At 45.7% G+C, this 13,600-nt stretch carries 10 protein-coding genes and 1 pseudogene; 7 read left to right on the top strand and 4 right to left on the bottom strand.

The window, feature by feature from the left end; all coding sequences use genetic code 11:
* Positions 1-2: 2 nt before the first annotated feature.
* The gene (alaS, locus tag F551_RS0108395) at positions 3-2,693 is read left to right on the top strand and encodes an alanine--tRNA ligase (protein WP_018997052.1); all 2,691 of its coding nucleotides are present in this window, start codon (positions 3-5) and stop codon (positions 2,691-2,693) included.
* A 6-nt stretch (positions 2,694-2,699) separates the two neighbouring features.
* Here alaS and F551_RS0108390 read toward each other — a convergent pair whose 3' ends face one another.
* Entirely contained in the window at positions 2,700-3,437 is a 738-nt protein-coding gene (locus F551_RS0108390) for a pseudouridine synthase (protein WP_018997051.1), read from the bottom strand.
* Entirely contained in the window at positions 3,434-4,357 is a 924-nt protein-coding gene (locus F551_RS0108385) for a class I SAM-dependent methyltransferase (RefSeq protein WP_018997050.1), read from the bottom strand. The genes F551_RS0108390 and F551_RS0108385 overlap by 4 nt, the downstream gene beginning before the upstream one ends.
* Before the next feature lie 228 nt (positions 4,358-4,585).
* Between F551_RS0108385 and F551_RS0108380 the strand changes: the two genes are divergently transcribed.
* The 3 genes from F551_RS0108380 (at position 4,586) to F551_RS16525 (ending at position 8,913) form a co-directional block, all read left to right on the top strand.
* Positions 4,586-6,103, top strand: coding sequence for an acyl-CoA carboxylase subunit beta (locus F551_RS0108380; protein WP_018997049.1), 1,518 nt, complete (start codon positions 4,586-4,588; stop codon positions 6,101-6,103).
* Between the two features lie 86 nt (positions 6,104-6,189).
* Positions 6,190-7,281, top strand: coding sequence for a glycosyltransferase family 2 protein (locus tag F551_RS16530; RefSeq protein WP_018997048.1), 1,092 nt, complete (start codon positions 6,190-6,192; stop codon positions 7,279-7,281).
* 15 nt (positions 7,282-7,296) lie between these two features.
* On the top strand, positions 7,297-8,913 hold the full coding sequence (locus F551_RS16525; protein WP_018997047.1) for an alkaline phosphatase family protein: 1,617 nt from the start codon (positions 7,297-7,299) through the stop codon (positions 8,911-8,913).
* A 241-nt stretch (positions 8,914-9,154) separates the two neighbouring features.
* On the opposite strand, the gene F551_RS0108365 is transcribed toward F551_RS16525, so the two are convergent.
* Positions 9,155-9,532, bottom strand: a complete 378-nt coding sequence (locus F551_RS0108365; protein WP_155825875.1) for a nuclear transport factor 2 family protein — start codon at positions 9,530-9,532, stop codon at positions 9,155-9,157.
* Positions 9,533-9,691: 159 nt separating this feature from the next.
* On the opposite strand from F551_RS0108365, the gene F551_RS0108360 reads away from it, so the two are divergent.
* The 3 genes from F551_RS0108360 to F551_RS0108340 all read left to right on the top strand — a co-directional run bounded on the left by F551_RS0108360 (position 9,692) and on the right by F551_RS0108340 (position 12,502).
* A complete protein-coding gene (locus F551_RS0108360; RefSeq protein WP_018997045.1) occupies positions 9,692-10,756 on the top strand; it encodes an aspartate-semialdehyde dehydrogenase in 1,065 nt (354 codons plus the stop codon).
* A 165-nt stretch (positions 10,757-10,921) separates the two neighbouring features.
* Positions 10,922-11,833 (top strand): EamA family transporter RarD, encoded by a 912-nt coding sequence (gene rarD, locus F551_RS0108350; RefSeq protein WP_018997043.1) that lies wholly within the window; start codon positions 10,922-10,924, stop codon positions 11,831-11,833.
* Between the two features lie 249 nt (positions 11,834-12,082).
* A complete protein-coding gene (locus F551_RS0108340; protein ID WP_018997041.1) occupies positions 12,083-12,502 on the top strand; it encodes a VOC family protein in 420 nt (139 codons plus the stop codon).
* A 255-nt stretch (positions 12,503-12,757) separates the two neighbouring features.
* On the opposite strand, the pseudogene F551_RS17435 reads toward F551_RS0108340, so the two are convergent.
* A pseudogene (locus F551_RS17435) lies at positions 12,758-13,600 on the bottom strand (hypothetical protein); the annotation flags it as partial.

Raw genomic sequence — 13,600 nt, 5'->3', positions numbered from 1 at the left:
GCATGTCTGATGTAACCGCGAGCGTTAAAGCCAACCCGTCCAATAGTGTAAACGGTGTGCGGTCTCAGTTTCTTGAGTATTTTAATAAGAATAAGCATGAGGTTATTCAGTCAGCTCCACTCGTTCCTCAGGGCGACAACACACTTCTATTTGTAAATGCTGGTATGGTGCCGTTTAAAAACCTGTTTACAGGTGCTGAAACACCAAAACATTTGCGTGCAACGACGTCTCAAAAATGTGTCCGTGCCGGTGGTAAGCACAACGATCTTGATAATGTGGGATATACTGCGCGCCATCACACATTCTTTGAGATGTTGGGCAATTTTTCCTTTGGAGATTACTTCAAAGAACAGGCAATCGAGCATGCTTGGAACGTTGTAACTAAGGTTTTTGGCCTTCCCGCCGAAAAACTAGTCGTCACAGTTTATTCTGAAGATGAAGAAGCAGCGGCCCTTTGGCGGAAAATCGCAGGTTTGCCGGATGATAAGATTATCCGAATTTCTACATCAGACAATTTCTGGTCAATGGGTGACACGGGGCCATGTGGTCCGTGTTCCGAGATTTTTTATGATCATGGTCCAGATGTTTGGGGTGGTTTGCCGGGTACGCCGGAGGAAGATGGTGACAGGTTTATAGAAATCTGGAATCTGGTCTTTATGCAGTTTGACCAAGCCAAGGATGGGTCGCGTACACAATTGCCTAAGCCATCAATCGACACCGGCATGGGGCTGGAGCGGATGGCGGCAGTGCTTCAAGGCGTGCACAACAATTATGAAATTGATCTGTTCCAGAATTTGATCGCGGCCGAACAAGATGTGTATGGTCTAAAAACGAATGAAGAGAATATTGGATCTTTTCGTGTAATTTCTGATCATCTCCGTTCTTCAGCTTTCTTGATTGCAGATGGCGTAACACCATCCAATGAAGGGCGTGGTTATGTGCTTCGTCGTATCATGCGCCGTGCGATGCGGCATGGGCACATTCTTGGATCTAAACAGCCTCAGATGCACAAATTAGTGCCCGCCTTGGTTGGAGAAATGGGTGCTGCATATCCAGAGCTTGGTCGCGCTCAGGCAGCTATCATCAACACTCTTGAGCAGGAAGAAGGGCGTTTTCAGCGCACGCTTGGTCGCGGTTTAGCTCTGCTTGATGACGCGACTTCTTCCATGGGTAAAGGAGATACTTTACCTGGTGAAACGGCGTTCAAATTGTATGACACTTTTGGTTTCCCAGTTGATTTAACACAAGATGTGCTTCGCGCTAAAGGAATTGGCGTAGATGAAGCTGGTTTTGAGCAAGCTATGAAAGTGCAGCGTGAGAGCTCGCAAGCTAGCTGGCAGGGAGCCGCAGAAGGTGATGCCATTAAAGTCTGGTTCAAGTTACTGGATGAGTATGGTGCAACTGAATTTATAGGTTACGCAAAAGAAGCTTCTGAAGCTGACTTGAAAGCTATCGTCGTAGACGGCGAAGTGGTCAATCAAGTTGGTGAAGGTCAAAAAGCAGAGCTTGTTTTTGATAAAACGCCATTTTATGGCGAGTCTGGTGGGCAAGCAGGAGATCGCGGTGAAATTCGCTTCGCAGGCGGCGCTGTATTTCGCGTATTGGATACGCAGAAGCGTGCTGGGGATGTGTTTGCTCACATAGGTGAGATGGTTACAGGCGAGATCAAAGCGAGTGCAAAAGGTTTGATGGAGGTTGATAGTGTTCGTCGTTCAAACATCCGCTCAACCCACTCCGCGACACACATTTTACATGCGGCATTGCGTAATAATTTGGGAGACCATGTCACGCAAAAAGGCTCTTTGGTTGAAGAAGATAAATTGCGTTTTGATTTCTCTCATTCCGGTACTTTGTCTCAAGCAGAATTGGACGCAATCGAAGCTGAGGTGAACTCAGTCATTCGTCAAAACGCAGAAGTTTCAACACGTGAAATGGCACCTGAGGCTGCAATTGAAGCAGGTGCGATGGCCCTATTTGGAGAGAAATATGGTGATACAGTTCGCGTTCTCTCTATGGGAGAGGCTTTAGAAGGTGGCGAGAACTCATATTCTGTCGAGCTGTGTGGTGGTACACACGTGTCTCGTACAGGTGATATCGCTGTATTTGCGATTACAAGTGAATCGGGGGTTTCCGCTGGTGTACGTCGAATAGAGGCGGTTACTGGAGCAGCCGCCTTGAATTATCTGAAAGCGAAGGTCGCGATTGCGCAGTCTATTGCAGATAGTTTGAAATCTACGATCGAAAAGGCACCAGAGCGTGTTGTGGCTCTTCAAGAACAGAAGAAATCTCTAGAAAATGAGTTGTCTGATGTAAAGAAGAAGCTGGCAATGGGTGCAAGCGCTGGTGGAGCAGCTGAAGGGCCTGAAGAGATCAATGGTGTGAAATTGTTGGCACGTGTTGCAGAAGGTGTGCCGGCCAAAGATCTTCGCGGTTTGATTGATGATGCCAAAAAGCAACTAGGTTCCGGCGTAGCTGTTTTTGTTGCCGTGAATGACGGAAAGGCTGCTGTTGCCACTGGTGTTACAGATGATCTCAAAGATAAAATCAGTGCAGTAGACTTGGTGAAAGCTGCGGCTGCAGCCGTCGGTGGAAAGGGCGGTGGCGGTCGACCTGATATGGCTCAGGCTGGTGGTCCAGACGGATCAAAAGCAAATGATGCAGTTGATGCAGTTCGTGGTGTTCTTAAAGGCTAATCCGTATTATTGGAAAATGGTGTCGATATCTTCTTTTGATAAAATTCGCCATTTTCCTGTTTTCAATTCGTTGGGTAAATGTAAGCCACCTATGCTGATGCGGTGAAGTGCTGTAACGTGATTGCCTACAGCAGCAAACATTCGACGAACTTGATGATATCTACCCTCATGGATTGTCAGGATAGCTTCTTCATCACCCAAAACATTTAGCTCTGCAGGGAGAAGCGGTTTAGTCTCGTTTTCGAGCATCATTGTTCCTGAAGCAAATATGTCCGTCTCGTTTCCATTCAGCTTTCTGTCTAGATTGACGTGATAGCGTTTTGGAGTGTTCGTTTTTGGGCTGGACACGCGGTGATTGAGTTGGCCGTCATCCGTGAGCAAAATTAATCCTGAGGTGTCTTTGTCTAGGCGCCCTATGGGTGAAAATAGTGGGTCTCGTCGATTCCATCGATCCGGAAATAATTCCGATATTAGTGTTCCGCTATCTTTTCGGCTGCAAGTAACCCCAACAGGTTTGTGCAGTATCACTGCAAATCCTGGAAGTGGATCAAGTTGTTGCTCATCTATTGTAAGTTCTGTTTGTAGACCAAGGCTTGGTGTAACTTTCTCTTTCCCATTTTTGAGAGGGTGGCCATCAATCAGAATACGCTCTTGCTTTACGAGTGCATCAATTTCTTTGCGAGTCCCATAGCCCATATTGGAGAGCAATTTGTCTAACCGAACGGGCTTAGCGGATTGGCTCATTTTATAGCCTCAATTACCTTAAATCCGTGTGAGTCTGCTTTAGGAGTGAAAGAGCTAAATACTTCGTTGATTGTACGTTCATATGGTAGGTGACGATTGGCAACCATCCAGCAAACACCGCCCTTTTTAAGCATAGTGGCCGCGCGTTCCATAAAGGCTTTACCCAAGCCATGGTCTTCCTCGCCTGCATCATGGAAGGGTGGATTCATCACGATGAAATCAAGTTCAGAAATATCTTTGGGGCCATGGCGCGCATTTTCCCATAAAAAGGTTATGCGATCATCGGAAACATTTCGATGTGCCATTTCAATAGCGCGTCTATCAATGTCGATGAGCGTCATTTCAGTAACTGAGTCTGACTTTAGAACTTCATATGATAGAAGCCCGAGACCACACCCCAAATCAGCGCCTCGACCTGAAAATTCAGGCAAATGTTCCATTAATAATATGGAGCCTGGGTCCGGCCGATTCCATGAAAAAATGCCTGGCTGAGTCCAGAGATTCAGTTCTTCATTTAATTGGGGACCGTTTTCTTCAATTACCGCATGAATTTGAGATAAGTCGGAAGGCGGAGAACAACTGGCTATTTTTTGGTGCTTCTTTGAATCAACGCGAATGTTTGAACATCCAAGCAACTCAAGGTCTGCTTTGAGGCGTTGTCCGCCTTTTTTCTTACCGGCAACAGCAAATAATTGACCCTCAGGAGTTAAAGCTCGCAGCGCATGGGCCAACACGAAGCGGCGTTCTTGGGTGCCGGCTGGGGCTGCCACAGCGAAATGGTCCAGTGATGAATCGGGACATTCTGCAATATCTGCGCTTTGCGGAAACAGTGGTGAACATTGGCGTGCATCTTTTGGGATGGATACTAAGGTTCTGTCTGGCTTGCCATAAAGGCCGGATTTTAATGGTGTGTTGCTCATCGGGGAGCGGTACGAAAAATTGAGGCACCTTGCAAGAGTTTCAAGGTTTTCTGGTCGGTTTAAAGTGAAAGAATTGGTGTTTTATTCAGAGTGTTTGTTCTCGTTAGGGAACTTGACAGTACAGTTCGCTCCCGCCAGTTTTTGAACAATTGTGCCAGAAATATAAAACATGTCCATCAAACTGTAATAGAGTTTGACCCATTAAATAATTAGATCGGGAATATAGAATTGAGCTGGGAAAAAGAACTCGACGAACTCAACCGCCGTAGAAAACTTGCTGAGAAAATGGGTGGTGAAGACAAGGTTGCTCGTCAAAAACAACGTGGCAAACTTACCGCCAGAGAACGAATAGATGCTTTGTTGGATCCCGGTAGTTTTTATGAATTAGGGAAAACTGCAGGCGCGGGGCAATATGATGAAGATGGTAATCTAACTGATTTTACCCCAACAAACTTGGTTTCAGGGCGCGGGCGGATCAATGAAATGCCTGTTGTTGTAACGGCAGATGATTTTACTGTGCGCGGCGGATCTGCTGAAGCCTCCAATTTGCGCAAAATTGAAATGTCGGAGCGTATGGCGCACGAGCTAAAGCTTCCCCTTATTAGAATGATAGATGGAACAGGCGGCGGCGGGTCAGTTAAATCACTTGAAGATTTTGGATTCACTTATGTGCCTTTCCTTCCTGCATGGGAGGATGTCGTAAAGAACCAAAAAACAGTGCCTGTTGTGGCAATGGCTTTAGGGGCCACTGCAGGAATGGGAGCTGCCCGAACCGTTGCCAGTCATTATTCGTTGATGGTCAAAGGTATGTCTCAGGTTTTTGCTGCAGGACCAAAAGTCGTGGCTGCAATTGGAGAAGATGTTGACCGAGAAGAATTGGGAGGCGCTGCAATGCATACTTCCAACGGTGTGATCGATGACGAAGTTCCCAATGAATATGCTGCTTTTGAAAGAGCTCGCACATTTTTGTCTTACCTTCCTTCATTTGCGGGAGGTCCGCTAAAGCGGGAAAGTACAGAAGATAGTGTTGATCGTAAGGAAGAAGAGTTAATCTCCACCGTGCCCAAAGATAGTGGCAAGGTTTATAGCATGCGGCGCGTTATTGAAGCAGTAGCTGACCGCGGCACTGTATTCGAGATGGGAAAGAGATGGGGACGGGGCGTTATAACATCTTTTGTCCGAATGGATGGATGGCCTGTTGCGTTGCTGGCAAGTGATCCAACATTTTTGGGAGGCTCATGGACGGCTGACACAGCTGACAAAGCAAAAAGATTTGTTGAGTTGGCAGAGCAGTTTGGACTTCCAGTGATACATTTAGTCGATAATCCGGGATTTATGATTGGTTCGGATGCTGAACGTAGGGGGACTATTCGCAAGGGGGTAGAAGCTGCTGCTGCTGTCTATAGCACAACCATCCCCTGGGCCACGGTTATTGTTCGTAAGGCTTATGGAATTGCTGCTGCTACGATGTCCAATCACACGCGTTTTCAATACAGGTTTGCGTGGCCATCGGGAGATTGGGGATCTTTACCCATAGCAGGTGGATTGGAAGTAGCCTATCGAGCAGAACTTGAAAAAGCGGATAATCCAGAAGAAGAATTGCAGAAGATTAAAGCGAGATTGGAAAAGGTAACTTCACCTTTCCGGACTGCAGAAAAGTTCATGATTGAGGACATTATCGATCCACGCGAAACGCGTCCCTTGCTTTGCGAGTTTGTGAACTTAGCAATGGCTGCAAAGCAATAAGCCCAAGTGTTCAATAGGCCAGTCTGACTAAGAAATTAGGCTATGGTATGTATATTGCTTCTCTTTTCGGGAAGCGGAGGAAATTCATGCCCAAGTCTATTGATGTGGTGATATTATCCTGGGATCGACCGGAAGACACCATAGAAGCGATTGAAAGCGCAATCGCTCAGAAAGAAGTGGATGCAAACATAATCGTTTTCGATCAAGGCAGTCGGTGCGTGAATGTCAGAAAATTGCGTAACTTTTGTGAGCCTTTGGAGAATGTAAATTTCATTGAGAATTCGATGAATGTAGGGGTTCCTTCTGGTCGCAATCAAGGATGTATTAAAGGCACATCCAAATATATTGTATTGCTTGATAACGACGCGGTCTTTGCTGATCAAAACTGTTTAAACCGTGCGATCAAGGTTTTGGAAGGCAGTGATACACTGGGTGCGTTGAGTTTAGGTGTAGAAAATTTTTATTCAAATGCTGCATCTCCGCAACCGGACAAGACAAGCTGGACCTTTGGAAGAAGGCCTGTCGAACGTGATTGGAAAAAGGTGTTCAAAGCTAGAGCTTTTGTAGGTGCAGGAGCAGTTTTAAAGCGTTCAGTATTTGAGCAATCAGACGGCTTTGATGGTTTTCTCTTTTTTCTTCACGAAGAGGAAGACCTTTCCAAACGCATTATCAATCTTGGATATGAAATAGAATATCGGGGCGATATTAGAATTCGTCACAAGGTTTCGGGTGAACATCGCGTGTATTGGAAAGGCAAAAGAAGCTATTACAACGCTCGTAATCGGCTGTATCTTAACTTCAAATTTGGTGTTCCTATAAGCCAGATTTTGAGTGATTCAGTTCTTTTAATTGTTGCTGGAGCGCGCGGTGGTTGCCTATTTAGCACGCTTGAAGGAACAATTGCTGGAATTTCTTCTTTTTCAAAGGCGCGAGAATGTAGAGCAAACCAAAAAGGTTTGGCAACCACTTCGGAATCTATCGCTTATCACGATAAAATTAAAACTGACCTCATTAAAATTGGGACAAAATTCCCTCTCGATGAGCACAAGGGCATGGCCAAATTTTTGCGTCGATTAAAATGGGAAACTGGTTTTATGGTTCAAAAATCAAAACCCATTTTAGGGCCAAAACAAATCGAATTTTTTCGTGAGTTTTTCTCTTCCAAAAAAGAACAATAAAATCAGAGGCTCGGTGTGGCAGATAATAAACGTGAACGACTCCTAATCATTGGACTTGATGGCTACGAGACCCGTATTGCTGATGCTCTTATCGAGCAGGGGAAACTGCCAAACATAGAACGTCTCTTGAAATCCAGTGCGCACCTAGATGTCGATCATGGACGGAACAAGCTGACCGGATTATCGTGGCAGCACTTTGCGACGGGACAATCTCCTGAAGATTCCGGGCGATGGTCGGCTGTTGATTTTGACACAAAAAACTATGTCGCCTCTCAACCAATGAGTATCGAGCTGCCGTTTCTAAAGGCGGCGGGTGAGCGTGCAGTTATTCTGGATGCGCCGTATTTTGATTTATCATCATGCCCAAACATGAATGGGTTTGTGAATTGGGGCGCGCATGATCCCGGTGTTGCTCCATTTTGTAGACCAGATAATTTGTACAACGAAATCCTTGAAAAATTTGGTCCTTATCCTGCGCCCAATGATATCTATGCATTCGTATGGAATGATGCAGAAGCCACAAAGCAAACGGCTGAAAATTTACGAAAAGCAACTCAAGTCCGAAGCCAATTAACAAGTTGGTTATTGAAAGAACGTTTTCCGGATTGGGATCTTGCTCTAACGGTTGTGAGTGAACTTCATTCTGCCATCGAGCCTTTATGGCATGGGTTTGATAAAGCTCATCCACTGAATGCGCACCCAAGTGCTAAACCAGCATATGATGGCCTCGTGGCGATTTATGAAGAGTTGGATAAAATGATTGGCGACCTTCAGCAACAATTTCCTGATGCCGCATTATGTCTATTCTGGATGCATGGCATGGGGTCAAATGATGCTGATGTCGTATCAATGATTTTATTGCCTGAACTTCTCTATAGGCACACATACAACAAACCAAATTTTATTACTCCTGAACGCTGGAGCTCAAAAGCAAATTCGGTTCCTATGCTTGAGCCTGGAGAAAGTTGGAGTAGTGCCGTTTTTGATGAGATGCAGGTTTCTGAGTATACGCGCCCAGCGTCTTTAGAGCGTGCAACGAATAAAATCAAAACATTGGCTGCAGGTGCATTGGGACGTAAAAGAGATAAATCGGTTAGTTTGGATTGGATGCCCTCGTCAGGATTTAGCCATGCTTGGGAAGGCATGCCAGCGTTTGCACTGCCATCATTTTATGATGGACGTATCCGATTGAACGTAAAAGGGCGTGAAGCTAAAGGCATGATTGCGCCAGAGAATTATTCTCAAGCAATGGATGAAGTCGAGGCTTTGCTGCGTGAATGCAAGTGTTCACGGACAGGAGCATCTATCATTCGTGAAGTTCACCGCACTAGTCCGGAAGATCCATTTGCAGTGCCTAAGAGCAATGGAGACATGGAAATCATCTGGGATGGTGAACCTCTTGGCATATTTCACGAAAAATATGGTGAGATTGGCCCGTTGCCTTATCGAAGAACAGGAGGTCACACGGGCGGATTAGGAGAGTGTCTTTTATTGGCTGACTCACTTGAGGCGGGGCATTATGGTTGCGTCGATGCAATGGATATTTCACCAACGATTGCCGAATGGATAGGAATTGAACCTGAAAACAAAATTTCAGGTGAGAGCTTTCTGTCCAAGCTGGAAGGAAAATAAAAAAAATCCCCGTGCCTCGCTCATTTTCGGGAGGGACGGGGATCAAAGGTTGCCATGAAGTTCGCTGCGGAGCGAATTCCCTTATTACGTTTCAAGTCGCGTGCCAGTTTTCTCCTCTCAGGGGAGAAGAGTTTTGTGCATTTGTGAGTGGTTTACGGAAATTTGAGCGGGTCTGAACTAAGTAGGGCGCAAATTATGTTTCAAATTGGAACAAATCCACAAATTGACTTTTTTTGCAGCCTTAAGAATAATCCGTAATGCGCGCGATCAGCCCATTTTCAATTTCGAAGATTGTAGCGCCGCGAATAGCGACTTTATCGCCCGGGCGAACACCATCGCCAAGTTCGGCTAATGCTACGCCTGTAAAAACTGTTTCAGCAGCCACACGATTGCCCTGTGAGATGATTGATGCCAAGCGATGAGAGCGGTCTTTGAAGGCAGCCATTGTGCCGGCCAAAACTTCACGAACTTGCGCTTTGCCCTGTAAACGCATAGAGCCGCGTGGATTCATGACCGTTTCAAACATGATGTTGTCTGCGCAGCAGGCAAGAACGCCGTCAATATCGTCATGATTGCTAAGTGTAACATAACGTTCGACTAATTCTGCTGGGTTGGTCATTTTGTCTCCTGCCCGTGTTTGAGAGAAAAGAGCGCAGGGCGGCGCATAATTTTGTATTATATATTTTATATAATGCATCAACCTTTGCATATATGGCAAAAGTGCGCTAGGTGGCGTTCCTCAGTAAAAAATTTAAAGAAGTCTATTGGAGACCCCCCTATGGCTCTTCGTGTTGCCGTACTCGGCGCAACCGGCAATGTCGGTCGCGAAATGATGAACATCCTTGATGAACGCAAATTCCCTGCGGACAGCGTAGCTGCTATTGCATCTCGTCGTTCTAAGGGTGCAGAAGTGAGCTATGGCGATAAGATTCTAAAATGTGAAGATGTTGAACAGACAGACTGGTCTCAGTTTGATTTGTGTTTGATGTCCGCTGGCGGATCTGTTGCCAAAGAATGGGCTCCAAAGATTGCTAAAGCTGGTTGTCTTGTCATTGATAACTCATCACACTACCGCATGGATCCGGATGTGCCTTTGATTGTACCAGAGGTGAACCCTGATGCTGTTGATGGGTATGATAAGAAAAATATCATCGCGAACCCAAACTGTTCAACAGCTCAGCTTGTTGTTGCGCTTAAGCCATTGCACGATGCTGCTGGCATTGAGCGCGTTGTTGTTTCAACTTACCAATCCGTTTCTGGATCTGGTAAAGATGCAATGGATGAGCTTTGGAACCAGACTAAAGGTATTTTTGTAAACGATGCGCCTGAGCCGCAGGTTTACACAAAACAGATCGCATTCAACGTGATCCCGCACATTGATGTGTTTATGGATGATGGTTTCACAAAAGAAGAATGGAAAATGGCTTCTGAAACCAAGAAAATCTTGGACCCAGACATTCAGCTAACTGCAACGTGTGCCCGTGTTCCTACATTTGTGGGGCACGCTGAAGCGGTGAATATTGAAACAGCTGACCCGTTATCTGCAGACAAAGCGCGCGCGATTTTGAAAGAAGCTGACGGTATTGTTGTGGTGGATAACCGTGAAGATGGTGGTTACATCACGCCGATTGAATGTGTTGGTGAGTGGGCGACATTTATTTCTCGTATCCGCGAAGATGTGACTGTTGATAATGGTCTGGCGTTCTGGTGTGTATCTGACAACCTTCGCAAAGGTGCAGCGCTGAATGCAGTTCAGATTGCAGAGCTTTGTGTAGAGCGCGGTATTTTGAAACCGGACAGCCTTCTGAAATCGCCAACTTTTGATAAGGGTTCGCCCGCTTAATTAAAAACTTCCATCGTTGAAAGTTTTGAAAGGCCGGGCAGAAATGTCCGGCCTTTTGGCATTTGATCAACGCTATGAATAAACAACATCAGTTCCCAATGGATGTAAAACAAGACAAGAACATCATAACTGGAATTGAGGGTTTCATGCTGCTGGAGACTATGCATGACTGAGACAAAAAATTCACAATTTGGGCTATTCGCTGCTTTGGGCTGCTACAGTCTTTGGGGCTTTTTGCCAATTTATTTTAAGCTTGTGGGGAATGTTTCCCCAGACTTGGTGCTGGCTCACCGCATATTCTGGTCGGTACCCACGGGGATTGTTTTGATCGCACTGGCTAATCGCTGGCGTGATGTGTGGGAAGTTGTGAAGGATAAAAAACGCCTAGGTTGGTTGGCGTTGTCAGGTGCTCTAATGGGCCTGAATTGGCTGATATACATCTGGGCAGTTCAGCAAGAACGCGTGATGGAAGGAAGTCTTGGTTATTTCATCAATCCGCTATTCAGTTTTGTTTTAGCAGCTATTTTCTTTGGAGAGCGTTTTTCAAAAGTACAGCTCGCGGCCATTGTGTTGGCATCTCTTGGTGTCTTGAACCAGACAATTAATGTCGGACAATTTCCGTGGGTTGCCATTTCGCTGTGTATCACATTTGGCCTATACGGCGCGATCCGGAAGCAGGTGATCGTTGATAGTCGGACAGGCTTTCTGCTAGAGGTTTTGCTCTTATTGCCATTTGCTATGGTGTATCTGGGGTATGCTTGGGCGCAGGGGGCTCCGTTGATAGCTGAAACAACAAGTGACAGCATCTTGCTCAGCCTTGCAGGTATCGTTACAGCTGTGCCGCTTATCTTGTTTGCATTGGCCGCTAGAAGATTACGCCTCTCTACGATTGCGATCATGCAATACATAGGGCCAACCCTGCAGTTTTTCGTCGCGCTTTATTATGGTGAGGCATTTACAACAGGACATGCCATCACATTTGGTTTCATCTGGTTAGGCGTAATCGTCTTTACTTATGGTGCGTGGACACGAGATCGACGCGAAAAAATTGCAGCGGCTGTTGCGGCGGCGGAATAAGTCTCATAGTATCCAATTGTCGAAAAAGTCAGGCCAGTTTGGTTGAGCGGGCCCGTTGGTTTTGTTTGATAATGTTATCGAAGAAATACCAATGCACTGACGGGTGAATTTCACTCAGTCCCACGGCGCTGTCGTTTCTCATCATTGAGAGGCGTGGATGGCGTTTGTGATTTTTTCTGCCTCCTTGTCTTTCAATGATGAAACACTGGCGCTGTGCGACATGATGTTAAACATGACTTGGAGACTAGAATGAAACAATCACTCACAATTATTGGTCTAGCTGTAGAAGACCTTGGTCGCTCTTTAAACTTCTATAAAGACGGGCTTGGATGGGAAGCAGGATTTGAAACCGAAGGGATAGCGTTTTTCCAAATGAATGGATTGCTTTTTAGCGTTGTCCAAAAAAAGATATTGGAAGATGACTTTGAACGAGACATTCAGATGGGCGGGAAATCGGTTACTCTGGCTCACAATGTTTCGAGCAAAGAAGAAGTAGATGCAGTACTCGCGAAGGTAACGGCGCTGGAGGGAGCAACACATGTTCAAGGGCCAGTGGAGCGCACATGGGGAGGGTATTCTGGATATTTTGAAGATCCAGATGGTCACCTCTGGGAAATCGCATGGAATCCCTTCCTGAAAATAGATGCGGAAGGCTTCGTGACACTTTAGTCGTCGATCAAAAAAAATCCCCGTGCCTCGCTCATTTTCGGGAGGGACGGGGATCAAAGGTTGCCATGAAGTTCGCTGCGGAGCGAATTCCCTTTTCACGTTTCAAGCCGCGTGCCAGTTTTCGTGCGGTTGGGGAGCTGTAAGGAGGGTGTTTTGAATGAATTATAGGCCGCAATAGGAGGGGCATGCTAGAATATTTATACCCCATGAATAAATACATGGGGTATAAATATCAATGAGAGATAAAGATTAATTTTAGTCACCGAGGCCGATGTTATCAAAGTAATATGTGCTACTTTGACTTCCACTAGCGGAAATAGCATTAACACCTACCGTGTTTAAAGCCGAGACATTTAGCTGAGAAAGCTCCACTTCAATTGAATGCCATGTATTAGGAGTAAATGCCTCAAGTGAACCAGGTGCACCATTCAAACTCCACGCCGAGCTATTACTGTTGTCAAGATCTATCGGCCCAGCCCAGCCACTATGTCTAAATGAAATTTTGCCTTTATTACCATCTCGATAAACATTGAAACGCAATATTCCAGTAGTGCTATCAACAGTATGAGTTTTACTCAATCCTGCTTGTCCCCAGGCATTAGCAACTACTTTTAAAGAGAGGTTTCCTTCAAAGGATTGCTCTGGTGAAGCTGCAACCGTTCCGCTTCCCCATTCATTTGCCCCGTTTTCAAAGGCTTCGGAAAACAGCATCAAGGATATATCACCCGTCGGTGGAGGTGGAGGTGGAGTATCACTCTCGATCAATTGGATATTGTCAATAATGGCACCTTCACCATCTTGAGATTGTGAAGATAACTCTTGAACTGTTAACCTATCTTGAGCCCCAGTTCCTATTACAGAAAATGTATAGGTTGCCCAACTAGAAGTCGGTACGAACTCTCCAGTCTTAGTGTTGTTCCATAATATCTCAACACTTTGGGAGGACGAATCTGATCCAGGTCTCAAACGAGCATCTAAGCTAATAGTGTATGATGCATCACTGTTAGTTTGAACATTTTGGTACAGGCCATCCTTATTGCTCAAAACGTCTAATTCAATATTTTGACTACCATCTGTTGGCTCAATTCCGGGCATGGC

This window comes from Hirschia maritima DSM 19733 (genome assembly GCF_000378345.1).
Taxonomy (GTDB): domain Bacteria; phylum Pseudomonadota; class Alphaproteobacteria; order Caulobacterales; family Hyphomonadaceae; genus Hirschia; species Hirschia maritima.
Note: the sequence above shows the minus strand (reverse complement) of the source record. Positions and strands in the feature narration are given on the sequence as shown.

What these genes read in the sequence shown, in the direction of transcription:
- F551_RS0108390 (WP_018997051.1), bottom strand. Translation starts at nt 3,437, where the DNA reads ATGAGCCAATCCGCTAAGCCCGTTCGGTTAGACAAATTGCTCTCCAAT.
- alaS (WP_018997052.1), top strand. Translation starts at nt 3, where the DNA reads ATGTCTGATGTAACCGCGAGCGTTAAAGCCAACCCGTCCAATAGTGTA.
- rarD (WP_018997043.1), top strand. Translation starts at nt 10,922, where the DNA reads ATGACTGAGACAAAAAATTCACAATTTGGGCTATTCGCTGCTTTGGGC.
- F551_RS16530 (WP_018997048.1), top strand. Translation starts at nt 6,190, where the DNA reads ATGCCCAAGTCTATTGATGTGGTGATATTATCCTGGGATCGACCGGAA.
- F551_RS0108360 (WP_018997045.1), top strand. Translation starts at nt 9,692, where the DNA reads ATGGCTCTTCGTGTTGCCGTACTCGGCGCAACCGGCAATGTCGGTCGC.
- F551_RS0108385 (WP_018997050.1), bottom strand. Translation starts at nt 4,357, where the DNA reads ATGAGCAACACACCATTAAAATCCGGCCTTTATGGCAAGCCAGACAGA.
- F551_RS0108340 (WP_018997041.1), top strand. Translation starts at nt 12,083, where the DNA reads ATGAAACAATCACTCACAATTATTGGTCTAGCTGTAGAAGACCTTGGT.
- F551_RS0108365 (WP_155825875.1), bottom strand. Translation starts at nt 9,532, where the DNA reads ATGACCAACCCAGCAGAATTAGTCGAACGTTATGTTACACTTAGCAAT.